Source organism: Stenotrophomonas sp. YJH_SMC_54 (genome assembly GCF_059368435.1).
In genome coordinates, this window is sequence record NZ_JCAFRS010000001.1 from 416,764 (window position 1) to 439,976 (window position 23,213).

The 23,213-nt window shown below is 66.5% G+C and carries 20 protein-coding genes; 5 read left to right on the forward strand and 15 right to left on the reverse strand.

Annotated features, from left to right (window positions below; genetic code table 11):
• Positions 1-26 precede the first annotated feature (26 nt).
• From AC5P5S_RS02120 to mutS, 4 genes are all read right to left on the reverse strand, one after another.
• A complete protein-coding gene (locus AC5P5S_RS02120) occupies positions 27-629 on the reverse strand; it encodes a DUF937 domain-containing protein (protein WP_005408604.1) in 603 nt (200 codons plus the stop codon).
• A gap of 108 nt (positions 630-737) precedes the next feature.
• Positions 738-2,381, reverse strand: a complete 1,644-nt coding sequence (locus tag AC5P5S_RS02125) for a catalase (protein WP_043035634.1) — start codon at positions 2,379-2,381, stop codon at positions 738-740.
• Positions 2,382-2,561: 180 nt separating this feature from the next.
• Positions 2,562-4,280: a wall associated protein gene (locus AC5P5S_RS02130; RefSeq protein WP_227415825.1), complete on the reverse strand. Its 1,719-nt coding sequence runs from the start codon at positions 4,278-4,280 to the stop codon at positions 2,562-2,564.
• A gap of 238 nt (positions 4,281-4,518) precedes the next feature.
• Positions 4,519-7,188 carry a DNA mismatch repair protein MutS gene (mutS, locus tag AC5P5S_RS02135; protein ID WP_425529725.1) on the reverse strand — a complete coding sequence of 890 codons (2,670 nt, stop codon included), beginning with the start codon at positions 7,186-7,188 and terminating at the stop codon, positions 4,519-4,521.
• Positions 7,189-7,414: 226 nt separating this feature from the next.
• On the opposite strand from mutS, the gene AC5P5S_RS02140 reads away from it, so the two are divergent.
• Both AC5P5S_RS02140 and AC5P5S_RS02145 read left to right on the forward strand, forming a co-directional pair.
• On the forward strand, positions 7,415-8,692 hold the full coding sequence (locus tag AC5P5S_RS02140; protein WP_049471479.1) for an O-antigen ligase family protein: 1,278 nt from the start codon (positions 7,415-7,417) through the stop codon (positions 8,690-8,692).
• Positions 8,692-9,684 carry a glycosyltransferase gene (locus AC5P5S_RS02145; RefSeq protein WP_049459276.1) on the forward strand — a complete coding sequence of 331 codons (993 nt, stop codon included), beginning with the start codon at positions 8,692-8,694 and terminating at the stop codon, positions 9,682-9,684. The genes AC5P5S_RS02140 and AC5P5S_RS02145 overlap by 1 nt, the downstream gene beginning before the upstream one ends.
• Before the next feature lie 29 nt (positions 9,685-9,713).
• Here the strand turns inward: AC5P5S_RS02145 and AC5P5S_RS02150 are convergent, their stop codons facing one another.
• Positions 9,714-10,106 carry a barstar family protein gene (locus AC5P5S_RS02150; RefSeq protein WP_049459277.1) on the reverse strand — a complete coding sequence of 131 codons (393 nt, stop codon included), beginning with the start codon at positions 10,104-10,106 and terminating at the stop codon, positions 9,714-9,716.
• A gap of 280 nt (positions 10,107-10,386) precedes the next feature.
• On the opposite strand from AC5P5S_RS02150, the gene AC5P5S_RS02155 reads away from it, so the two are divergent.
• Positions 10,387-12,609 carry a methyl-accepting chemotaxis protein gene (locus tag AC5P5S_RS02155; protein ID WP_062606828.1) on the forward strand — a complete coding sequence of 741 codons (2,223 nt, stop codon included), beginning with the start codon at positions 10,387-10,389 and terminating at the stop codon, positions 12,607-12,609.
• Positions 12,610-12,775: 166 nt separating this feature from the next.
• The gene (locus AC5P5S_RS02160) at positions 12,776-13,144 is read left to right on the forward strand and encodes a glycine zipper 2TM domain-containing protein (protein ID WP_032965667.1); all 369 of its coding nucleotides are present in this window, start codon (positions 12,776-12,778) and stop codon (positions 13,142-13,144) included.
• Positions 13,145-13,272: 128 nt separating this feature from the next.
• On the opposite strand, the gene AC5P5S_RS02165 is transcribed toward AC5P5S_RS02160, so the two are convergent.
• The 5 genes from AC5P5S_RS02165 to AC5P5S_RS02185 form a co-directional block, all read right to left on the reverse strand.
• Positions 13,273-14,400, reverse strand: a complete 1,128-nt coding sequence (locus tag AC5P5S_RS02165) for an ABC transporter permease (protein WP_062606829.1) — start codon at positions 14,398-14,400, stop codon at positions 13,273-13,275.
• Entirely contained in the window at positions 14,397-15,584 is a 1,188-nt protein-coding gene (locus AC5P5S_RS02170; RefSeq protein ID WP_062606831.1) for an ABC transporter permease, read from the reverse strand. Before AC5P5S_RS02170 ends, AC5P5S_RS02165 begins: the two co-directional genes overlap by 4 nt.
• Complete coding sequence (locus AC5P5S_RS02175; protein ID WP_495276286.1) at positions 15,569-16,582, reverse strand: HlyD family secretion protein; 1,014 nt, start codon at positions 16,580-16,582, stop codon at positions 15,569-15,571. Before AC5P5S_RS02175 ends, AC5P5S_RS02170 begins: the two co-directional genes overlap by 16 nt.
• The gene (locus tag AC5P5S_RS02180) at positions 16,575-17,975 is read right to left on the reverse strand and encodes a TolC family protein (RefSeq protein ID WP_043035548.1); all 1,401 of its coding nucleotides are present in this window, start codon (positions 17,973-17,975) and stop codon (positions 16,575-16,577) included. The genes AC5P5S_RS02175 and AC5P5S_RS02180 overlap by 8 nt, the downstream gene beginning before the upstream one ends.
• A gap of 78 nt (positions 17,976-18,053) precedes the next feature.
• Complete coding sequence (locus AC5P5S_RS02185) at positions 18,054-18,950, reverse strand: LysR family transcriptional regulator ArgP (RefSeq protein ID WP_012479551.1); 897 nt, start codon at positions 18,948-18,950, stop codon at positions 18,054-18,056.
• 106 nt (positions 18,951-19,056) lie between these two features.
• On the opposite strand from AC5P5S_RS02185, the gene AC5P5S_RS02190 reads away from it, so the two are divergent.
• Positions 19,057-19,671: a LysE/ArgO family amino acid transporter gene (locus AC5P5S_RS02190; protein WP_012479552.1), complete on the forward strand. Its 615-nt coding sequence runs from the start codon at positions 19,057-19,059 to the stop codon at positions 19,669-19,671.
• Here the strand turns inward: AC5P5S_RS02190 and map are convergent.
• From map to AC5P5S_RS02215, 5 genes are all read right to left on the reverse strand, one after another.
• On the reverse strand, positions 19,668-20,450 hold the full coding sequence (gene map, locus AC5P5S_RS02195; protein ID WP_171956620.1) for a type I methionyl aminopeptidase: 783 nt from the start codon (positions 20,448-20,450) through the stop codon (positions 19,668-19,670). The two genes, AC5P5S_RS02190 and map, sit on opposite strands and share 4 nt — an antisense overlap.
• 10 nt (positions 20,451-20,460) lie before the next feature.
• Positions 20,461-20,673: a ParD-like family protein gene (locus AC5P5S_RS02200; RefSeq protein WP_005408659.1), complete on the reverse strand. Its 213-nt coding sequence runs from the start codon at positions 20,671-20,673 to the stop codon at positions 20,461-20,463.
• 67 nt (positions 20,674-20,740) lie between these two features.
• The gene (locus AC5P5S_RS02205; RefSeq protein WP_024958234.1) at positions 20,741-21,100 is read right to left on the reverse strand and encodes a bleomycin resistance protein; all 360 of its coding nucleotides are present in this window, start codon (positions 21,098-21,100) and stop codon (positions 20,741-20,743) included.
• A 146-nt stretch (positions 21,101-21,246) separates the two neighbouring features.
• The gene (locus AC5P5S_RS02210; RefSeq protein ID WP_062606834.1) at positions 21,247-22,131 is read right to left on the reverse strand and encodes a hypothetical protein; all 885 of its coding nucleotides are present in this window, start codon (positions 22,129-22,131) and stop codon (positions 21,247-21,249) included.
• Positions 22,132-22,134: 3 nt separating this feature from the next.
• Positions 22,135-23,199, reverse strand: a complete 1,065-nt coding sequence (locus AC5P5S_RS02215; RefSeq protein WP_062606836.1) for a GNAT family N-acetyltransferase — start codon at positions 23,197-23,199, stop codon at positions 22,135-22,137.
• Positions 23,200-23,213 lie beyond the last annotated feature (14 nt).

Consider the following 23,213-nt stretch of genomic DNA (forward strand, 5'->3'; position numbering starts at 1 on the left):
CAGACCGGATCCGGCGCCCCCTTGGCTCAGCGCTTGCCGCCCAGCAGGCTGCCGCCGATCTTCAGCAGATCGCCCACGCCGAGCTGGCCGTCACCGTCCTGGTCCAGCAGGCTGCCGAGCAGGCCGCCGGCAAGACCGCCCTGCTGCTGCACCTGCTGCTTTTCCTGGCCGAGGGCCTGGCTGAGCGAGCCGGCGTCGGCCTGGCCGCCACCGAGGCGCTGGGCGAGGAAAGCCATCACGATCGGTGCGAGGATCTGCAGCAGCTGGCTGGTGCGGCCACTGTCGAGCTGGGTGGCCTGGGCCAGGCCGGTTTCCACCTTCTGCTGGTTGCCGCCGAAGATGTGGCCGAGGATGCCGGCGCCATCGCTGGCGGCACCACCGCCACCGCCGCCCAGTACCGAACCGAGCACGCTGCCCAGGTCCAGCCCACTGTGGTTGTTCTGCAGCGCGCCGAGCAGCGCCTGCGCGCCCTGCGGCTGCGAGGCGTTGTTGCCCAGCGCGCCCATCAGCACCGGCAGCGCGGCACTGATCGCACCGGAAGCCTGGGTGTCGCTGATGCCGAGCTGCTGCGACACCTGCTGCAGCGGTGCGCCCTGCAGTTTGGCGAGAAGTTCGTCGGTGAGGCTCATCTGCGGAATCCTTGATTGGGGTGGGGCGTGCAGAAGGTACGACGCGGACCGTTAAAACGGCGACGCCGCCTCACGGGGAGGCGGCGTGCTGTTCACGGGGCAGGGCGATCAGAGCTCGATGTCTTCGGCGCCCGGGGTCGCGGTGGGGAAGTCCGCTTCCGGCTGCGCCGGCTTGAACGGATCCGAAGGCTGGCTGGCCAGCGCCTTCAGCGCTGCGGCAACGCCAGCGCCATAGGCCGGGTCGGCCTTGCTGCAGTTGTCGATGTGGCGCTGCTTGATGAAGTCCGGCGCATCGCCCAGGGCGCGGGCGGTGTTGGCGAACAGGCGGTCCTTCTGTGCCTGGTTGTAGCTGCGGAACAGCGCACCGGGCTGGCTGAAGTAGTCGGCGTCGTCCTCACGGAAATTCCAGAAGTCGGCGTCACCGCGGATCTTCATCGGCGGCTCGCGGTACTGCGGCTGTTCCTGCCACTGGCCGTAGCTGTTCGGCTCGTAGTGCGGCAGGCCGCCGTAGTTGCCGTCCACGCGCATCGCACCGTCGCGGTGGTTGCTGTGCACCGGGCAGCGTGCGGCGTTCACCGGAATCTGGTGGTGGTTCACGCCCAGGCGGTAGCGCTGCGCATCGGAATAGGCGAACAGGCGTGCCTGCAGCATCTTGTCCGGCGACGGGCCGATGCCGGGCACCAGATTGCTCGGTGCGAACGCGGATTGCTCCACGTCCTGGTACCAGTTGACCGGGTTGCGGTTCAGTTCGAACTGGCCCACTTCGATCAGCGGGTAGTCGCTCTTCGGCCACACCTTGGTCAGGTCGAACGGATGGATGCGGTAGGTTTCCGCCTCCAGCTCGGGCATGACCTGGATGAACAGCTTCCACTTCGGGAAGTCGCCCTTCTCGATTGCGGCGAACAGGTCGCGGCCGTGGCTTTCGCGGTCATGGCCGACCAGGATCTGCGCCTGCGCGTCGGTCAGCGATTCGATGCCCTGCTGGCTGACGAAGTGGAACTTCACCCAGAAGCGCTCGCTGTCGGCGTTGGTGAAGCTGTAGGTGTGCGAGCCGAAGCCGTGCATGTGGCGGAAGCTGCGCGGGATGCCGCGGTCGCTCATCACCACGGTCACCTGCAGCAGGGCTTCGGGCAGCAACGTCCAGAAGTCCCAGTTGTTGCGCGCGCTGCGCAGGTTGGTATGCGGGTCGCGTTTCACGGCCTTGTTGAGGTCGGCGAACTTGCGCGGGTCGCGCAGGAAGAACACCGGCGTGTTGTTGCCGACCAGGTCCCAGTTGCCTTCTTCGGTGTAGAACTTCAGTGCGAAGCCGCGGATGTCACGCTCGGCGTCGGCGGCGCCACGCTCGCCGGCCACCGTGGTGAAGCGCGCGAACATCTCGGTCTGCTTGCCGACCTTCTCGAACAGCTTGGCACGGGTGTACTTGCTGATGTCGTGGGTGACGGTGAAAGTACCGAACGCGCCCGAGCCCTTGGCGTGCATGCGGCGCTCGGGAATGATCTCGCGGTTGAGGTTGGCCAGCTTCTCCAGCAGCCAGACGTCTTCCATCAGCAGCGGGCCACGTGGGCCGGCGGTCTTGCTGTTCTGGTTGTCCACCACCGGTGCGCCGAAGGCCGTGGTCATCGGCGTGACCGGATCATCGCCGTGCTTCTGCTTGGGCGTGGTGCTCAGTTCACGCTGCTGCTGGGTGCCTTCCGCAGGCGACGGCGCGGTGTGATACGGGCACTTGGGGCTGTTGTTATCGGACTGGCTCATGGCTGGCTCCTGCGGGTGAAGACGGGGTGGAACATCTTCACTCGACTTTAGCTATGGCCAGATGAAATGAATAATCGAATGAATCATTCACTTCTATAGCTTCTGTCTATCGATTGTCGGGAATTCATTGCCGGGGCCTTGTTCCGGTCGCCCGGCGGCTCGCATCCCGACACGCTCCGATCATGGGCCAGCAGTGCTCGATTCGACGATGCGCACCGGGCGCGCTAGGCCGTCGAATGCATCCACATAACGACGATGAAGCATCCCGTCCCGGCGCAGCTGGGTGTCCTGCATCGGCCGGATCTGGGTGGTCAGCGGATTCCCGCGTGGCGCCAGTTGCGTTCCATAGCGTGCGGGGTAGGGCCCCGATGCGGCTGCCTTCACATACCGGGTTTCCTGTACCACCAGGCCGGCACGGCGAAGGCGCTCGATCTGCAGGTCGCCGATGTTGGCGGTGTAGTCGTTGCCGAAGACATACTCGGCCTGCACGCCGTCGGGCCGGTTTTCCCAGGTTGTTGAAACGCAGTTGGAGGTGCAGCCACCGGTGAATGACCAGTGTGGTGAGTATGTGTACGTCCAGGAGGCGGGCTGGATGCCGGGCCCGGACAGGGTCTTGGATACCAGCGACTTGGCCATGTAGGCATTGGGAATGCCGAATGAGCCAAACCCGAAGTTGGAGGAACTAGTGCCGATGATGCCGCAGCTGCCAGGCGTGTTGTCCGATCCGTGGATCAACTGGCGAAGCGAGAACACCCCTTGTGCGCCGCTGGGATGGCGCATGGTGATCACATCGTTGAAGGCCGGGTCGCCGGCATCTTCCGAGCGGAATCCCGTTGCATTCTGCGCGCAGGAATTCATGTAGAAGCCTGGATTCAGGACGGGGGGCACCATCGTCCACGGCATGGCGCCCACATGGCGGTCGGTGGAGAAGGTCCAGCGCGACTGGTCGGGAAGTACGACTTCGTTGAGCGTGCGCCCCCAGTAGCTGTCGACGTAGTTGTAACGCCAGGTGCGATCCCCGGCCCGGACGGCGCCGATCTTGCCCTGCGCGTCATAGTCGATATCGATCCGGGCTCCGTCATTGGAAATGATCGCCAGCAGGCGGGTCGGGTTGGCACCGTCGTAGCTGTAACTGACCCAGTTGCCGTGGCGGTCCTCGACACGTGTCGCGTAGAGGAAGACATCGACGACCGGAACCAGCAGGTAGGGCTGCGATGTGCCATTGCCATTGCCATCACGATAGTACTCGTTGGCCAGCACGTCGTGCTGGTCGCGGACCGCCATCCAATCGAAGAAGTAACGGGTGCCATCGGTGGTCCGCACCACAAAACCTTCGCCGGTTCCATTCCTGATGGCTGGCAGGCAGCTGACGCGCCACTGGCTGGCCGAGGTGCCAATGTAGGTTGCCCCATCCTGGGGCAGGCTTGCCCCTGCTTCCTTCAGCAAAAGGGATTCATAACCGACCGCAGGGAGGTTGATGAAGATGCCGCTCCAATAGGTGTGCTTCGGGATGACCCGGGTGTTGAAGTCCGGTGACGGGCCCACCCACTCGGTCGGGGACAGGTTGCTGCCGCTGCAGCGGCCGCCGCCCGCCGCATTCCAGCCCCGGCGTTGATCGTAGGAGCCCATCATGTAGGGGGCATCGATCTCCCAGGACGCCCCCAGCGGGGCGGCAGCGCGATCCAGTCCCTGTTTCTGCTTCGGCGTTGTGCGGGTGAATGCGACCCGCATTCCACTGCTGGTCGGCACCACGACATCGGTCTGCGAGAACTGCAGCGTGCCATCCTTCCTGTTTAGGGAATCACCAAACAGATCATCGCCGAGCGCCGCGACCCGCGCACCCCGCAGGCGTTCGTCGTAGGTACGCTCGCTGCTTACGAATTCCTGTGCATCGGCCACGCCACACACCAGCAACAACGCTAGAACCGTACGCCGCATGTTCGTTCCCTCGTGATCGAATCCCCTCGCTTCGATGCCGCGGCATGTTGCCCGGCCCCATTGCATGCCGCTGGGATCGCAGTTTCAGTGACTGTGCGGAACGGCGCCCCAGCTCCCCTGTGGCGGTCTGCGTGGCCGAGTATGCAGGATTCTCCGCGGTGGCTTCCAGGGGGGCATGGTGCCCCCTGGCCAGGCGCACTTACAGCAGCGTTTTCAGCCGGTACAGCGCTTCCAGCGCCTGCTTCGGCGTCAGTTCGTCCGGATCGATCGCCGCCAGCGCTTCCTGCGCCTTGCTGGATGGCGCCGCGAACAGCCCGAACTGCTGCGGGGCATCCAGCGCCTGCGGCGCCAGCTCGGCGGCGTGGCTTTCAGCGCCGCGCTGTTCCAGCTCGGCCAGGCGACGCCGTGCCTGCGCCACAGTGGCGCGCGGCAGGCCGGCCAGTGCGGCCACCTGCAGGCCAAAGCTGCGGTTGGCCGGGCCGTCCTTCACTGCGTGCATGAACACCAGCGCTTCGCCGTGCTCGACCGCGTCCAGGTGCACGTTGGCGATGCCGCTGCGGCCGCCCTCATGCTGTTCGTCGGCCAGCGCGGTCAGCTCGAAGTAGTGGGTGGCGAACAGCGTGTAGCAGCGGTTCTGGTAGGCCAGGTGGCGGGCCACCGCGTCGGCCAGCGCCAGGCCATCGTAGGTGGAGGTGCCACGGCCGATCTCGTCCATCAGCACCAGCGAATGGGCGGTGGCGTGGTGCAGGATGTAGCTGGTCTCGGCCATCTCGACCATGAAGGTTGACTGCCCGCGGGCGAGGTCGTCGCCGGCGCCGATGCGGGTCAGGATGCGGTCGATCGGGCCGATCACCGCCCGGCTGGCCGGCACGAAGCTGCCGATGTGGGCCAGCAGAACGATCAGCGCATTTTGCCGCATGTAGGTCGATTTACCGCCCATGTTCGGGCCGGTGATGACCAGCATGCGACGGTCCGGATGCAGGTCCAGGTCATTGGGTTCGAACGGCTGTTCGCGTACCGCTTCGACCACTGGATGGCGGCCGCGTTCGATCTTCAGGCACGGCTCGGCCTGCAGTTCCGGGCGCGCCCAGTCCAGCGCCTGCGCGCGTTCGGCGAAGGCGGCCAGCACGTCCAGTTCGCTCAGCGCAGCGGCACACTGCTTCAGCGGTTCCAACTGCCCGCCAAGGGTGTCCAGCAGCTGCTCGTACAGGTACTTCTCGCGCGACAGCGAACGGTCGCGCGCGGACAGCACCTTGTCCTCGAATGCCTTCAGTTCTTCGGTGATGTAGCGCTCGGCATTGGTCAGCGTCTGGCGGCGGGTGTAGTGCACCGGCGCACGATCGGACTGGCCCTTGCTGATTTCGATGTAGTAACCGTGAACGCGGTTGTAGCCCACCTTCAGGGTGGGAATACCGCTGCTCTCGCGCTCGCGCAGTTCCAGGTCGACCAGGAACTGGTCGGCATGGGTGGACAGCCGGCGCAGCTCGTCCAGCTCTTCATCGAAGCCATCGGCCAGCACGCCGCCGTCGCTCAGCTTCAGCGGCGGCATGTCGGCGATGGCGCTGGCCAGCAGCTGCGCGCACGCGTCGTGTTCGCCCAGCGCCGCATGCAGGGCCTGCAGGCGCGGCGAGTCCAGCGGGGCCAGCACTTCGCGCACCGCCGGCAGCAGGCCCAGGCCGTCACGCAGGGTGGAGAAATCGCGCGGGCGCGCCGAGCGCAACGCGACGCGGGTGAGGATGCGTTCCAGATCGCCGAGGCGGCGGAACTGCTCGCGGATGTCGGCGTCCGCACCGCGATCGATCAGGGTTTCCACCGCGTGGTGGCGCTGCACCAGCACCTCGCGCAGGCGCAGCGGGCGGTGCAGCCAGCGGCGCAGCAGGCGCCCACCCATGGGTGTCACCGTGCTGTCGAGCACGCCCAGCAGGGTATTGCGGGTATCACCGTCGACACGCGTGTCCAATTCCAGGTGGCGGCGGGTGGCGGCGTTCATCGCGATCGCCTCGCCGGCGGTTTCCATCGCGATCGAAGTCAGGTGCGGCAGGCGCTGCTTCTGGGTTTCCTCGACATAGCCGAGCAGGGCGCCGGCGGCGGCGGTGGCACGTGGCTTGTCATCGATACCGAAGCCGCTCAGATCGTGCAGCTTGAAGAAGTTCAGCAGCTGTCGGCGCCCGCTGTCCGCGTCGAACAGCCACGGCGCACGGCGGCGCACGCCGGTGCGCTGGCGCAGGAACTCCGGCCAGTTCTCCTCGTCGGGCACCAGCAGCTCGGCCGGCTCCAGCCGTGCCAGCTCGGCTTCCAGGGCGTCGTCGGTCTCCACTTCGTTGACCAGGAAGCGGCCACCGGCAAGGTCGGCCCAGGCCAGGCCGTAGCCCTGCTTGCTGCGCGACAACGCCATCAGCAGGGTGTCGCGGCGCTCGTCCAGCAGCGCTTCGTCGGTGACCGTGCCGGGGGTGACGATGCGCACCACCTTGCGTTCGACCAGGCCCTTGGCGAGCGCCGGGTCGCCGATCTGCTCGCAGATCGCCACCGACTCGCCCAGCGCCACCAGCCGTGCCAGGTAGCCTTCGTAGGCATGCACCGGCACGCCGGCCATCGGGATCGGTGCGCCGCCGGAGCTGCCACGCTGGGTCAGGGTGATGTCGAGCAGCCGCGCAGCCTTGCGCGCGTCGTCGTAGAACAGCTCGTAGAAGTCGCCCATGCGGAAGAACAGCAGCAGGTCCGGGTAGTCGGACTTGGCTGCGAAGAACTGCTTCATCAGCGGGGTGTGATCCTTGGACGCCTTGGCGTTGCTGGTGTTGTCTTTTGTATCAGTCACTTGGGGCGTTTCGCGTCTTGGGCAGGGCGTCGGGGCGTGACCACGCGCAGGCATGGCCGGAGAGGTCATTAGTGTAGCGACCTGGGGCGGTCGATGATCCGCGGCACCCGCGCTTGGCCCGGAGGCTGTCCGTGTGCCAACGCCTGCGCCTCTGCCCCGGCACTTTGGTTGATTTCCCCCGGGTCCCACGGTAGTGTCAGCCCCGGCGATCTCCGCCAAGCGGCCTCCATGGAAAACGGGGCGACTTGTCCCCGGGCGGGCGTTGATGGAAAGAACAAGCATGACTGCAGCCTGCATGGCCGCCGAACCTCGTTACACTTGGCGTACCGTCCTGCTGAGCATCTTGGTCGCCATCGTTCCGCTTGCCGGCTCCGCACCCAACACCTTGCTGAAGGCGGTGCTGCTGCTGGCCCTGCTGGTCACCGGCGTGGTTCTGATTCGCCGCCAGCCCGATGTCCGCCTGCGCTACCGCATCGCCCGGTTCATCGTGATCGTCTGCTTCCTGCGCCTGGCCTATGCCTTCTACAGCATCCTCTGGCACGGGCTGCGCTGGAACGAGCTGGATCTGCCGGCGCAGACACTGCTCTACCTGGGTACCGCTGCTGTGTTCGCCACTGCGCTGGACTGGCGCCTGATCTGGAAGATCTTCGCCGTGTCCACCCTGGTCTTCGGCGGGTCGTGCATCGTGCAGCACCACGTGATGGGTCTTGAACGCGCGCACGGTTTCAGTGGCGGCGAATGGACGGCCATCGAGTTCACCATGGTGACGCTGTGCATGGCGTTGTTCTCGGTCATCCGGTTGATCCAGCCCAATGTGCATCCGGCCGAACGCTGGCTGCACGGCGTGGCCATCGCCGTCGGCGTCTACGGCTCGATCCTGGCGCAGAGTCGCGGGCCGATCCTGGCGTTCATTCCCGCCATGCTGATGGTGATTGTGGTGCACGTCCGGCGAACCCGGCGCTGGCGGGGGGCACTGGTCTTCGTCGGTGCCTTGGCCATCGGCGTGGTCGGCGCCACCTCGGTGCTGAACCACGAGGTGATCCAGCGCTTCGGTGAGGTCAGTGGCGAGATCTCCGGCTTCAACCAGGAAAACGAGGTCGGCTCGGTCCGCGAGCGCATCGCCATGTGGGGCGTGGCGGTCGACGCCTTCGCCGAGCATCCCGTGGCGGGGGTGGGCCTGAACCAGTTCGGTAGCTATGCACGTGAGGGCATCGCCCGCGGCGAGGTGTCCGAGTCGATCTTCCGCTACAACCACCCGCACAACGAGTACCTGGAAGCGGCGGTGACCGGTGGCGTGCCGTTGCTGCTGATCATGCTGCTGGTCTTCATCCTGCCCGGCATTCATTTCGTGCGGCGCCTCGGCCACGCCGACGACATCACCGCGACGATCGCCATCGCCGGACTTGCCGTGGTCATCGTCTATGCGCTTTCGGCGTTCACGGACAACGTGTTCTACCGGGCGATGCCGCATTCGTTCTATTTCTACCTGGTGCTGGGCTTCATGATGGCGACCGCCTTGCCGGCGCGTAACCTGAATCGGCCAGGGAGTCCGTCCTGATGGCGCATATCCATCTACTGGCCGCCGACAACCTGCGTGGCCTGTCCCATGACATCCAGGTGATCGAGCGCTCATTGCAGCAGCTCGGGCACACGGTGACGGTCAGCCGTCTGGACGCGGTGCGCAATGGTGGTGCCTGGAAACTGCGCGGGATGCGCCTGCGCAGGCTGCTGGCCTCGTGGCTCAGCTTGGGGCGCACGCCAGCCCGGTTCGACATCAACATCTCGCTGGAGCATGTCCGGCCGGCAAGCTTCGGACTGGCCGAGGTCAATCTGTTGATTCCGAATCCGGAATGGGTGTCCGCACGCAGCCTGCGGATCCTGCCGCGGTTCGATGCGTTGTTGACCAAGACCGAAGAAGCCACGCGCATCTTCAACGCACTGGGCATGCGCGCGCTGGAAGTCGGTTTCTGCAGCCGTGACCGCTACGACCCAGCGGTGCCGCGCAGACCGCGCAGCTTCCTGCATGCGGCCGGTACCAGTCGCATGAAGGGGACGGCTGCACTCGTCAATGTCTGGAAGCGGCACCCTGAGTGGCCCTTGCTGACCATCCTGCGCGGCGGCCCTTCGGACGAAGATGAGGGCGGGGCCGCGAACCTGCGGATCGTCCGCGAGCGGCTGCCCGACCAAGAGGTGCAGCGCCTGCAGAACGAACATGCGTTTCACCTGTGCCTGTCGCAGACCGAAGGCTGGGGCCATTACCTGGTGGAAGCGATGAGCTGCGGCGCGGTGGTGATCACCTGCGACGGCGCGCCGATGAACCAGATGATCGACGACAGCCGCGGTATCCTGGTCGCCGCGCACGAGGGCGAGCCCTGCCATCTGTCCAGAACCTGGCATGTGGATGAGAAGGCGCTGGAACAGGCCGTCGAGCGTGCGCTGGCGATGGATGAGGCCGAGTGGACCCGGCTGGGCGCCAATGCACGCGCATGGCACCTGGCCAGCGAAGTGGCGTTCCCACGCCGTCTGGGCGTGGCCCTGGCCAAGCTTTGAGCTGATGGGGTCTAGTTGCTGCAGAGTGCTCAGCCTGGCACCAGGGTGATCTGCGGATGGCTGCCGAAGATCTCCATGACGATCTCGAAGTAGGTCTGTCCCTGGCCAATCGACAGTGCCGTCAACTGAGGCTGGATGACCGGACCGTTGAACCTGCCGTCCTGATCGAGTTTGGACCGCAGCCAAGCGCGCGTGGTCTCGCGGCCCAGTGCCTCGCGGCTGTGGGCGATGTCACGCCACACCACCGTGGTGGCGGCATGACCGGCGAGCGCGCCGTAGCTGCCGTGCAGCGGGTCATCAAGCGCGTCCAAGCTTGCGCCCAGCTGCCAGTCTTCGTCGGCCATGAACACGCGATTGATTTCCACGTAGACGCTGGCGATGTCGTTGATGGACGCGCCTTCGATGTGCAGGATCCGTGTCATCTGCAGACTGTAGCCCGCTCGGGCGACGGTTGTGTCCGGCGCAGATAATCCGGGCCGCCTTGGATGGGGCAGGCGTGATTATGGTGTCAATCTGTGTAATTTTCATCGGGCGCTGGCGTGTCAGTGGCATTCGGTAATGATGTGGCGCCATTATTGGTCGCTGCATTTTCTGACTGCCTGCACAGTTCCATATATTTGGATCGGTCCATATATAAAGTTCCGTAAAGTTTCCCTCCGCTGCGCCGCCATCGATCATACGGCCATGATCAAGGGAATTGAGATGCTCGCCTTACGCAACCTCCGAGTGGGATCCCGGCTGGGTGCCGGATTTGGATTGCTGCTGCTGTTCATCGTGGCTATCGTCGGCCTGGCGCTGTACGGAAATCACCTGAAGTCTGCCCAGTTCGAGAAAGTGGTGGACGTCAACATGGTGAAGATGCGGCTGTTGAACGACATGCTGGATACCAACAACGCGGTGCTGATGCATCGCCGGCTGATGGTGATCAAGCGCGGCGAGGATTTCAACAAGGATTATCAGAAGGCGCAGGAGCTGTCGCAGACCTACGACGGTATCTGGGCCAAGTACATCAAGATTCCACGCGACGCCACCGGTGATGGCCTGGTGGCGAAAATCGACGCGGCACGCAAGGCCACCGACGCCTCCACCCAGCATCTGCACGAGCGCATGAAGGCCGGTGATTTCGACGGCGCGGCCAAGGAACTGCTCGCCGAGCACGGCTTGGCCACCGCATGGAATGAGGCGATCTCGACCCTGCTGCGGCATCAGGAGACACTGACCGAGCGCAGTCGCGAGGAATACCGTTCAACCGAATCCTGGACCGGCACGTTGTCGATCGTGTTCGGCGCGTTGAGCCTGGTACTGGGCTCGCTGGCTGCGTGGGCCATCACCCGCAGCCTGACCCGCCCGCTGGAAGGTGCGGTGAAGCTGGCCGACGGCATCGCCAACGGGCGGCTGGACAACAGCATCGACGCGTCCGGCAACGATGAGGTGACGCAGCTGCTCAGGTCGATGCAGCGCATGCAGGCGCAGTTGCAGTCGGTGATGGCGGCGCAGGGCGAGCTGGCCCGCCAGCACGATGCGGGCAGCCTCAGCTATCGCATGGACGAGAGCGCCTTCCCTGGCGACTACGGGCGCATGGTGCACGAGACCAATGCGCTGGTCGGCTCGCATGTGCAGGTGCAGAACCGGCTGATCGAAGTAATGAAGCATTACGCCCGCGGTGATCTGTCGGTGGACATGGATCCGCTGCCGGGCGAGAAGGCCGCAATCACCCAGGCCATGGACGAAACCAAGACCAGCCTGTCGGCGATCAACGGTGAGATCCGCCGCCTGGCGACGGCTGCAGCCGCAGGCGACTTCAGCCTGCGCGGCGATGAAGATCGCTTCGCCTATGAGTTCCGCGACATGGTGGCCGGGCTCAATCGCCTGATGCAGACCACCGACGAGAACCTGGTGCAGGTGTCGACCCTGCTGCAGGCGATCTCGCGCGGTGACCTCACCGTACGCATGCAGGGGGACTTCCACGGCGTGTTCGCCCGCATGCGTGATGACTGCAACGCCACCGTCGATCAGCTCAAGCAGATTGTCGGCCGTATCCAGTCCAGCGCGTCCAGCATCAACCTGGCGGCAGGCGAGATCGCTTCGGGCAACACCGATCTGTCGCGGCGCACCGAGCAGCAGGCGGCGAACCTGGAAGAGACGGCTGCGTCGATGGAGGAACTGACCTCCACCGTGAAACAGAACGCCGAGCACGCACGCCAGGCCAACCAGCTTGCCATCGGTGCGCATGGCGTCGCCTCGCAGGGCGGCGAGGTGGTCGGCCAGGTGGTCACCACGATGTCGGCTATCGAAGCCTCGTCGAAGAAGATCGCCGAGATCATCAGTGTCATCGACGGCATCGCGTTCCAGACCAACATCCTGGCCTTGAACGCGGCGGTGGAAGCTGCGCGTGCCGGCGAGCAGGGGAGGGGCTTTGCGGTGGTGGCCAGTGAGGTGCGCACGCTGGCGCAGCGCTCGGCCGGTGCGGCCAAGGAGATCAAGGGCCTGATCGAGGATTCGGTCGGCAAGGTCGCCGATGGATCGGCGCTGGTTCGTCAGGCCGGCACCACGATGGGCGAGATCGTGGCCTCGGTGCAGCGCGTGACCGACATCATGGCCGATATCTCTGCCGCCTCGCAGGAGCAGAGCTCGGGTATCGAACAGGTGAACCAGGCGGTGGTGCAGATGGACGAGACCACGCAGCAGAATGCGGCGCTGGTGGAAGAGGCCAGCGCCGCAGCGCGTTCCATGGAAGAGCAGGCCAACCTGCTGGCCGAGGCGGTTTCGGTGTTCCGCACGGGGGCGGTGACCGCCGCCGCAGCGGTCCGCCCGGCGCTGGCAGCCGTGGCGGCATCGGTTGCACCGGTACGCCGGCCGGCGGTGCTGTCGCCGCGGATGGAACCGACGCTGGCCGCCAATGCGGGTGGTTGGGAAGAGTTCTAGCAGAGGGCAATGCCGGTAGGGAGACGGCGCCCATCGCGATGGATGATCGTGATGGGCGCGGATTCTCTTCCTGAACGCGCGATGGCCGATGAGGCGGCGGACACGCGCATTTCACTTCCGGTTGCCAACCGCAGGAGGACACTTGCGCCATACCGGAACTCAGGAGATGGCCATGAAGACCTCGACCCGATTGCTTGTGCTGGGCACGCTGCTGGCGGCTTCGTCGGTGGCCGGTGCGCAGACGTATGGGCCGCGCGATGAGGGACGCAAGTTCAATGACGGCAGTCGCGTGGTCTGCAAGAACGTGGAAGTGCAGCGCAACTCGCGCGATCCGAACCGCATCACGGGTACCGCTACCGGCGCAGTGATCGGCGGCCTGCTGGGCAATCAGGTGGGCGGCGGCAACGGCAAGAAGCTTGCAACCGTGGCCGGTGCCGTGGCCGGTGGTGCGGCCGGCCGCCAGATCCAAGGCAACCAGCAGCAGAAGAACGGTGACCGCGTGGTTGAACGTCGCTGCGAACGCGTCTACCGCTGATCGGTCACAGCCAGACCTCGTTTCCCCTTCCACACCGCAGTACCCGAACGCCGGCCCGACGCCGGCGTTCTTCGTTGCAGGAAAAAGGGGACGGAGGGAATTAAGTCGCAATCCCCAAAAACGGCCGTTTACGACTTAATCCCCTCCGTCCCTTTTTTTGCGAGGAGGCGCGAGGTGGCGAGGCTGCCGTAGAGCAGCAGCAGGACGGTGAGGGTGATCAGTTCGTGGCTGACGTCGGCCAGGCTGGCGTCCATCTGGTTCAGCCGCACCATCAGGTTGATGCCGGAGGTGGTAGGCAGCAGCTGCGCCAGCCAGACCAGCGGTTGCGGCGTCATCACTGCTGGCCACGACAGGTTGGCCAGGAAGAACAGCGGGATCGAGGTGGCGATGATGTACTGGAAGGCGCGTTCGCGGGTGCGGAAGAAGCTGCCGACGAACAGGCCGAAAACCACTGTAGCGGCGATGAACAGGGTGCCGCCCAGCAGCTGGCCCAGTGGGTTCCCGCCGCGCGGATAGTCCTGCACCCAGGCGGTGAACCCGGCGTACCAGAACAGGCCGAACAGGCCGATCAGGCCGAAGCCCATCGCCATGCCGGCCAGGGTCGGCAGGTCGAAGCGCAGGCGCCGGCCGAGTGCCAGACGACGACCACCGAGCAGCACGCCGATGCCCATCAGCAGGGTCTGGTGCACGATCAGCTCGGCCACGCCGGGCACGATGGCGCTGCCATAGCCTTCCTGGGTGTTGTACAGCGGGCGCTGCACCAGGGTGACCGGCGGCGCCTGTGGCGCGCCCATGAAGGCGGCCTGGCCGACCACGGCGTCACGCCCGAACGCGCCCAGTGCATCGGCCACGCTGCCCAGCACCCAGCTGGCACGGCCCAGGTAGGCGCCGTTGCCGAGCAGCACCAGCTTGGCCGGGTGACCACGCAGGATGTCGCGCTCCAGGTTGGCCGGGATCAGCACGATGCCTTCGGCGTGGCCGGCTTCCAGTTGCTGGCGCGCACTGTCGATGTCCGCCGGTTGCCCGACCACGCGTGCAACGCGGAGCGCATCGAGCTTGCGCAGCAGCTCGCGGCTGGTCGCGCTGTGGTCTTCGTCCACCACCAGCACCGGCAGGTTGCCGGCCACCTGGTGACGGTACGCGGCCGGGTAGAAGAAGGAATACAGGATCACCGCGCCGACCATCACCACGATCGCGTAGCGGTCGCAGAGCACCGCCATCAGGGTCTGCCGCAGGCTGCGCCAGAGTGCGCTCATGCGTCGGCTCCCGCAGGCTGCGCGGCTTCCGGCGTGCGCGCAAAGGCGATCAGGCGCAGGCCGCCAATGCCTCCTGCCACCACCGCCATCAGCAGCAATGTGGCCACCGGCCACACCGAAACCTGCAGCGGCGAACCGATGAACTGCTGCTGGGTCTGCAGCTTGATGTAGGCGCTGAGTGGCAGCAGCTGATGCCAGATGCGGGTGAACAGGGGGCCATCCAGCACCGGGAAGGTAGCGCTGGAGAACGCCAGTGCGGTGCCGATGCTGAGGCCGACCGCGGACAGCGCGGTACCCATGTCGCGGGTGACGCCGACGAAGAACAACGCGTAGGCGGCCGTGGCCAGGTAGAACAGTGGCTGTGCGAGCAGCAGCAGGAGCACGCTGCCGGCCACACCATCGCCGCGCAGCCAGGCCAGGTAACCGATGCCGAGCGCGCCATACAGCGAAAACAGCAGGATGTACGGCGTGACCTTGCCGGCAATCGCCGACCACGGCGTTCGATCCAGCCAGGCGGGCAGGGTGCCGTCGCGGATCTCGCGGCCGAGGCTGCCGGCCACCGCAAGTGCCAGTACCAGCGACAGCACGGCTGGGAAGATCAGCGGCAGCAGGAACAACTCGTAGCTGCGCGCAGGGTTGTACAGGATGTTCGACTGCACCGCGATCGGTGCCGCACGCAGCTTGCCGGGGCCGACCTGCAGGCCGATGCGTTCGCGCAGCAGGCGTGCGTTCCAGGCCGAGACTGCGTCGCCGATATCGCGAGACGCAGATTGGCCGGTGGTCATGTAGGTGGCGTTGTAATAGGCGAACACCGTGCCCTGGCGTCCACGCAGCACCTGCCGGGTGACATCGCGCGGCACCAGTACGATGGCAAACACATCCAGCCTGCGCAGCTGCGAACGCGCGTCCTCCAGGTCCGCCGGCTGGCTGGCGATGCGTACGCCGGGGCTGGCATCGAGCATGCGCAGCAGCAGTCGGCTGTCACTGCTGTGGTCGAGGTCGACCACGGCAATGGGGATGTCGCGCATCACCGACGGCGAGAACATCCACGCCATCACCGCCAGCATCAGCAGGGGCAGCACGGTGACCAGCAGCAGGTCGGCACGGTTGCCGCGCAGCGACTGCAGCTCGCGCCGCCACGAAGCAGCGAAGCCGTTGCGGTCCGGGCTCAGTGCTGGGGCCATGCGAACAGCACGCTCATGCCGGGGCGGAAGCCCTCGATGCGGCGTACCGGGCGCACCCGCACCTCGAAACTGCGGACGTCGTAGCCGGACGACTGGCGGGTGGTACGCCAGGTCGCATAGTCGCCGGCAGGGTTGATGAAGTAGACCTCGAACTCGCCGTCCAGGCCGAGTGCCGGCACGTTGCCCTGCAGCTTGCTGCCGATCTTCAGGCCCTGCATCTGTGATTCGCGCAGGTTCATCGCCACCCACATGCGATCGATGTCGACCAGGGTGAATACCGGGTAGCCGGCCGGCACCAGTTCGCCCGGGTCGGCCATGCGCTTGTTGATCTCGCCCGCCACAGGCGCGCGTCCTTCGACTTCGACACGCGCGGCGTTGACTTCGGCCACCGCGCCCTGCGCCTGCTGCACCTGGCCCTGCGCGGCACGCTTGTCCTGCTCGCGTGCGCCGACCAGCGCCATATCGTACTGCGCGCGCGCGGCACGGGCCAGTTCGCGCGAACTGGTGGCCTGGGCATGCGCTTCATCGCGCTTCTGCCGGGTCATCACCCCTTCATTGAACAGGTTCTGCACGCGCTGGTAGGTGGCTTCGGCCAGCGTTGCACCGGCTTCGGCGCGCTTCCAGTTCGCTTCGGCGGCGCGGATGTCTTCGCTGCGCGCGCCTTCGTCGGCCTTGTCGGCCACCGCCTGTGCGGCGGCCAATGCGCCGTGCGCCTGCTGTTCCTTGGCGGCCACTTCGGGGCTGTCGAGCAGGAACAGCACCTGCCCGGGCTGCACGCGGTCGCCCTCGCGCACCTTCAACTCCGCCACGCGCGCGGTGATCTTGGCGGCCACGTTGATGGTGTCCGCGTCGGCCATGCCCTGGATCTGGTCGGCCGGGCTGCGCCAGGCCAGCCACAGGCCGAGCACCACCGCGACCAGCAGCATCACTACCAGGATCGGGCCCAGGCGGCGCTTGGCCGGGGGTGTTGTCGCATCGTCGTGCAGCACATCACTCATGGTCGATCACCTCGTCCGCACGGCGCCGGAATTCTTCAAAACGGTCCATCTGTCCACTGACCTCCAGCAACTGTGCCAGCGCAATATCGTATTGGTAGGCGGCCTGTGCGCGCTCTACACGGGCACCGCCCAGGCCGAGCCGCGCGTCGATCACATCCAGCGAGGTGGCCTGGCCCTCGCGGAACGCCAGCTCCTGCAGGCGCAGGTTTTCCTGTGCCTGGGCAATGCTGCTGTCGAGCAGCACGTACTGCTGGCGCGCGGTTTCCAGTTCGTTCCAGGCCTTGCGCACGCCCAGCGCGACCTGGTTCTCGGCCTCGCGCAGGCCCGCTTCGGCCTGGTCCTGCTGCGCGCGCGCGGCGCTGATCTGCGCCGGCCGCGAGTTCGGCGACAGGAAGGTGTACTTCAGGCCGATGCCAAACGCCCAGTCCGGATCGGTCAGCATTTCGTCGCGGCGGCGGAAGTCGTACTGGCCGAAGGCAAAGATCTGCGGTTTCAGCTTGGCCTGCTGCACGCGCACGCCCTGTTCGGCCTGCGCCACCATGGCCCGCAGGCGTGCGATCTGCGGCTGGCGCGCCTGCGCAGTACGCTCGAAGCTGGCCACCGGTTCCAGCGGCACGCGCTGCACGAACAGCGGCGAAACCGGCTGCACCTCGCCACCACTGCGCAGCAGCGTGGCCAGTGCGGCCTTCAGCGTGGCCAGGTCGTTCACTGTCTTCTGGTATTCGCGCTCGGCCTTGTCGCGGGCCACGGTGGCCTGCAGGCGCTGGGCGCGGGTGGCGAAACCCTCGCGTTCCAGCTTCTCTGCATCGGACAGGTGGCGGTTGAGGCCATCGCGCACGTCACGGCGCACGTCCACCGCCTGCTCGGCCAGGCGCTGCCCGAAGTAGGCCTGGGCCAGCTGCACGGTCAGCGATTGACGTTGTGCTTCGCGCTCGGCGCTGGCCTGTTCGTGGGCGGCACTGGCCGCACGCTGCGCGGCCGGAATCACGCCGCCGGTGTACAGCGGCAGCACCGCAGTGACCACTGGACGGGTGCGCCAGTCGCGCTCGGTGAACGACAGCGGCGAATCGATGCCGAAGGCTTCAGCCACCGGCGCCAGTGAGCCCAGCGGCAGAGTGAGCGTCTTCTGGAACTGCAGGCGGCGCACTTCGCCGGTGATCTCCGGCAGGCGCAGCAGCCGGGTGGCGTCCTGCAGGTCCTGCTTGTTGCGAACGGCTGCATCGGCAGCGGCCAGCGCATCGGAGACCTGCTCCAGGCGTTGCCGCGCCTGTTCCCAGTCCAGTGCGGGTGCATCGGCACTGCTCTGCGCTGCCGCCGCAAGCGGCAGGCAGGCTGCCAGGGTCAACGCGACTTTCGCGCGGTGCATCCTTGTACGTCGGCCGATCACGCCCATGCCGTCCCAGTGGTAAAGAAGTGCGCAAACGGTAGTGCGCATGGTGTGAAGCCCGGGTCTGCGGTCATCGGTCTTTCCTCAACGAAGGGTGCCGCTGGCCGCAGTACGCAGCGCCTGGGTGATGTGCTGCAGCGTGCTTGAGCGCACGGCGGCATGCTGCCAGTACAACGGCACATCGAGCCAGCGGCGGGGTTCCAGTACCACCACGCGGCCGGCGCGCACAGCGGGCGCGGCCAGGGTTTCCGGGGCCAGGCCCCAGCCGAGTCCGCACGCGGCGGCTTCGACGAAACCGGTGGAGGAGGGCAGGTAGTGTAGCGGCGGCTGCAGCCGCGCGCGGGTCAGACGACGCACGAAGCGCCACTGCAGTTCATCTTTGCGGTTGAACACCAGCATCGGCGCGCGTGCCAGTGCTGTGGCGTCCATGCCATCGCTGAAGTACTGGCGGGCGAAGCCGGGCGAAGCAATCGCTTGGTAGCGCATGGCGCCGAGCGGGTGCACGTTGCAGCCCTTCACCGGCTGGCTTTCGGCGGTGACCGCACCCAGCACGCTGCCGTCGCGCAGCAACCGCAGGGTGTGGTCCTGGTCGTCCATGCGCAGGTCGAACAGGTAGCCATGGCGCTGGTGCAGGTCGGCGATGGCCGGCACGAACCACGTATCGAGCGAATCATCATTGACCGCCAGCGGGATCGGGGTGCGCGCAGCGTCGCTGCTGCCACGCTCGGGTAGCAGCTCGGCCAATGCCTCGGCCTCCAGCGCCTGCATCGGTCGCACCCGGCGCAGCAGCGCCTCACCGGCGGCGGTGGGGCGGCACGGCGCCTGGCGCACCACCAGCACCTGCCCGAGCCGGTCTTCCAGAGCCTTGATCCGCTGCGACAGTGCTGATGGGCTGATCGACAGGCGGCGTGCCGCAGCCTCGAAGCTGCCTTCCTCCAGCACCGCGGCAAACGCGGCCAGTTGCGGGTGTACCAGGTCCATGCCGGTGCCTCTTCAGTTTTCCTGCGCAGGATAAAGAAAAATCAGTTTGTCTAAACAAGGCTGTTGGCCGCACCCTGCGCGTCCCCTCGCTGCCTGGCCTGTCCCGATGTGGATTGCCGCTACCGTCGCCGGCCTCTTCGCGGGCGCCGGCCTGATCATCGCCATCGGCGCACAGAATGCCTTCGTGCTGCGCCAGGGCCTGCAACAACGTCATGTGGGCAGGGTGGTGCTGGCCTGCGCCGGCGCGGATATCGCGTTGATCCTGGCCGGCGTGGGCGGCATGGGCGCGCTGGTGCTGCAGTGGCCGTTGCTGCTGCAGGTGCTGCGCTTCGGTGGTGCGGCCTTCCTGCTCTGGTATGGCCTGCAGGCGGGCCTGCGCGCGTGGCGAGGTGGCAGCGCGCTGGCCGCCGCCGAGGCGCAGGGCGGCAGTGGGCGCCAGGTACTGCTGACCTGCCTGGCCTTCACCTTGCTCAACCCGCATGTCTACCTGGACACGGTGGTGTTGCTCGGCAGCCTGTCGACGCGCTATCCGGGCGATCTGCGCTGGGCCTTTGCCGCCGGTGCGTGCGTGGCCAGTGTGGCCTGGTTCTGTGCACTGGGCTATGGCGCGCGGCTGCTGCAGCCGGTGTTCCGCAGGCCGTCTGCGTGGCGGGTGCTGGATGCAGGCGTGGCGATGTTCATGCTCTGCCTTGCCATGCTGTTGCTGTTGCGCCCGCTCTAGGCGGCATCCACCGCGCACAACGGTGTTTCGCCCGGGCGCAGGGTCAGCACGCGCACGCCGCTGCCGGTGACCGCGACGGTATGCTCGAACTGCGCCGACAGCTTGCCGTCGCGGGTGTAGACCGGCCATTCGTCCGGCTGCTGGCGGATGGCCGGCTTGCCCTGGTTGAGCATCGGCTCGATGGTGAACACCATCCCTTCTTCCAGCACCACGCCGGTGTTGGGATGCCCGTAGTGCAGGATCTGCGGTTCCTCATGCATCTCCTGGCCGATGCCGTGGCCGCAGTACTCCTTCACCACGCTGTAGCCGTGGCTGCGTGCGTGGCGGGCGATGGCGTGGCCGATATCGCCCAGGCGTGCGCCGGGGCGCACCGCGGCGATGCCTTTCCACATCGCCTGGTAGGCGGTCTGCACCAGCCGGCGCGCGGCGTAGTCGACCTCACCGACCAGGTAGGTGGTGCTGGAGTCGGCGATGTAGCCGTTCTTTTCCAGGGTGATGTCGAGGTTGACGATCTGGCCGTTGCGCAGCACGTCGGTGGTGCTGGGCACGCCGTGGCAGATGACGTTGTCGATCGAGGTATTGAGCACGTACGGGAAACCGTACTGGCCCTTGCTGGCCGGCCGCGCCTGCAGCTCATCGACGATCATGCGCTCGACGAATTCGTTGATCTCCATCGTGCTGCGGCCCTGCAGCGGCAGCTGGTCGAGTGCGGCGAACACCTGCGCCAGCAGGCGACCCGATTCGGCCATCAGCGCGATCTCGTCGGGGCGCTTGATGATGCCCATCGGCTCAGACCTGGCCCGGAGGCAACAACGGCGGCTGCACGCCGGCCGCGCGCAGCTCGCTGGCGACGATGTCCTGGAAACTCAGCGTCGGGTTCATCTCGCACAGCATGCCGACCCGGATCCAGAAGTTGGCCTGGGCGTTGATCGAACGGCTGGAGACGGTGCAGGCACGGCGCAGCTGGTCGTGCAGGGTGTCATCGATGTTGACGATGCCCATGGGTGGCCCTCGAGTATGAATATACGAATCGTATATGTTCCGTATATCCATCTCAAGCCGACGTCATTCAGTCCGTGTGGGTGGCGAAGCGCAGCCGGTTGCCATCCGGGTCGCGCAGCAGCATTTCGCGGCTGCCCCATTCGGTGTCATGCGGGGGCTGCTCGATTGGGACGTTGGCGGCACCGAAGGCGCGGTGCAGGCTGTCGACGTCGTCAACGATGAAGTACACCGCGCCGCCGACCTCGCAGTCGCCGCTGTGTTCGGTAAGGAAGATCGTCTGGCCGTCGCGGGTGAGCTGGGCAAACAGTGGGAAGCCGGGTTCGAAGCGATGTTCCCAGTCGACCACGAAGCCCAGCCCCTGCACGTAGAACGGCAGGGTGGTGTCGGCGTGGCGCATGCGCAGTTGCGGGATGACGGTCTGGGGCATGGCGAGGGCTCCTGGGGTAGGCGCCCAGTGTAGTGCCGGCCGCTGGCCGGCATTGGTCTGGTAGATGCCAACCTCGGTTGGCATTGCCGGCCAGCGGCCGGCACTACCGAAGCCACGCCGGCCCGCGGCCGGCATTACCGGCGCGGTCAGCAGGCCGTCGGTACGGCGGCGATTGCCGCCAGCAGTTCGCGGTTCACCTGCTGGTGACGCGCCTGCCAGGCGGGAAGATCATCGGCGCTGATGTCCGGCTGGCCATCCAGCGACGACAGCCAGCGCTTGAAGCGGCTCTGGTAGGTGGCCAGCGACACCTCGCCGGTGATGTCACTGCCGACCAGGCCGCCGGCACGCAGCGCTTCGATCACCACCAGCGCGTCTTCCAGCTGGAATCGGCCCTGGTCCCAGTTGCTGCGCGCGACGTCCTCGGCGAACACGTCCTTGTCGATCGACAGGTAGGCCGGCTGCGGCGACTTGGCCTGTTCGGCAGCGAACGCGGCCACCAGCGCTTCGGGGTGCTCGAAGCGGCGGAACGCGTGGCCCATGCCGAGGCGATGGCCCCAGCTGACATCCACGTCCATGCACCAGTACGTCAAGCGACCGCCCAGCAGCGGGCGCCAGTGGTTCTCCCAGGCATGGCCGAGGCCGATGTCGCTGGAGGTAATGCCGAGCACATGGATGTGCGAGATCTGCGGCAGCTTGCTGGCTGCATTCACCCACGAGCCACAATGCATGCCGAACGGAAAACGCATGTTGTCCGGATGGTTGTCCAGCACTACCAGCTGGAACGGCGCCTGTGTGCGCATGCGGCACAACAGCGGCAGGCTGAGATGATGGAAGTCGCCACTGCCCAGCATCACGGTGCCGAGCTGCGCGGGCAGCGGCGCCAGCACTTCGGCGGCGAAACGGTGCAGGGTGGCAGTGCTGCAGGCGAAGCGCAGCGGGTCGTGCCACTGCGGCAGGGCCAGGGTCTGCGCCTGGGGCAGCGGCAGCACGCCACCGTCCAGGTCGAGGATCAACGGAGAACGCAACGGCATCGTTCAACCGCCTCCATCAGGTTCGCCCTGCAGATGCGGCGCCAGCTTGCGCAGGGCAGTGCGCAGCAGCGGGGAACGGGCGTGGATCGCGTGCCGGGTGGAGGTGAAGCGGGCGCCCAGTTCGGCCTTGATCCGCGAGTCGGTCCAGCCGGCCACGTAGTGGCTCAGGCCATGCAGCAGCGCGTACTCGAGGTTGTGCATCCAGCTCACCGCGTACAGGTTGTGCTCGCGTGACTGCGGGTAGGCCAGACCGATGTACTTGTCCACCAGCTTTCCGGCGTGGATGTAGCACAGGTTCCAGCCGATCAGCTGACCTTGGTGGCGGTACAGGAACATTCGTCCCTGGCCCTGGCTGTCGGCCAGCAGGTACTGGAAATAGGTCAGGTCGAGCTGGTCGAAATGCACCGCGCTCTGCGCATACACGCCCAGGTACAGCGCATACAGCTCGGCCTGCAGCCGTGGGTCGGCGAGGGCCGGATCGCCGGTGGCGATGCAGTCGATCTGCAGGTCATCACGCGAACGGAGCTTGCGCCGGATGTTCTTGCGGCGCGAGGGCGACAGGCGGCCGAGGTAGCCATCGAGCGAATCGAAATCGATCGCCACCCAGGCAAGCGGCATGCCTTCCAGTTCAACGAAGCCGCGCGCCAGCAAGGCCTGCAGGAACGCCGCGCTGTGCGCGTTGGCCGCGTCGTCCAGCAGCGGTGAATCGATGGCCAGGTCCTTGACCACCAGCAGCCGGGTATCGCCAATCGCGTGACGCGTCACGTCCTCGGCCAGCGCCTCCGGCGCCACGTGCGCCGGCAGCGGGGTGTACTCGGTGCTGGTGGCACCGACGAAACGGGTCTTCCAGGTGATCCATGGCCGCCACAGGCGCGACAGCGGCAGACCGAGCAGCTTGCTGCGCAGCGCGTCGTCCATCGTGGTGGTCAGGTCCAGCGGCGCACGGAAGGTCGGCAAGCCACTGGGAAGGCGGCCTGCCTCGAATCCGAGCGGCGGGTGGGCCAGGAAACCCTCCAGCAGCGCGGCCGGTTCCAGCGCGGTGCTGGATGCGCGTGACGTCATCTCCATCGGCACGGGAACCG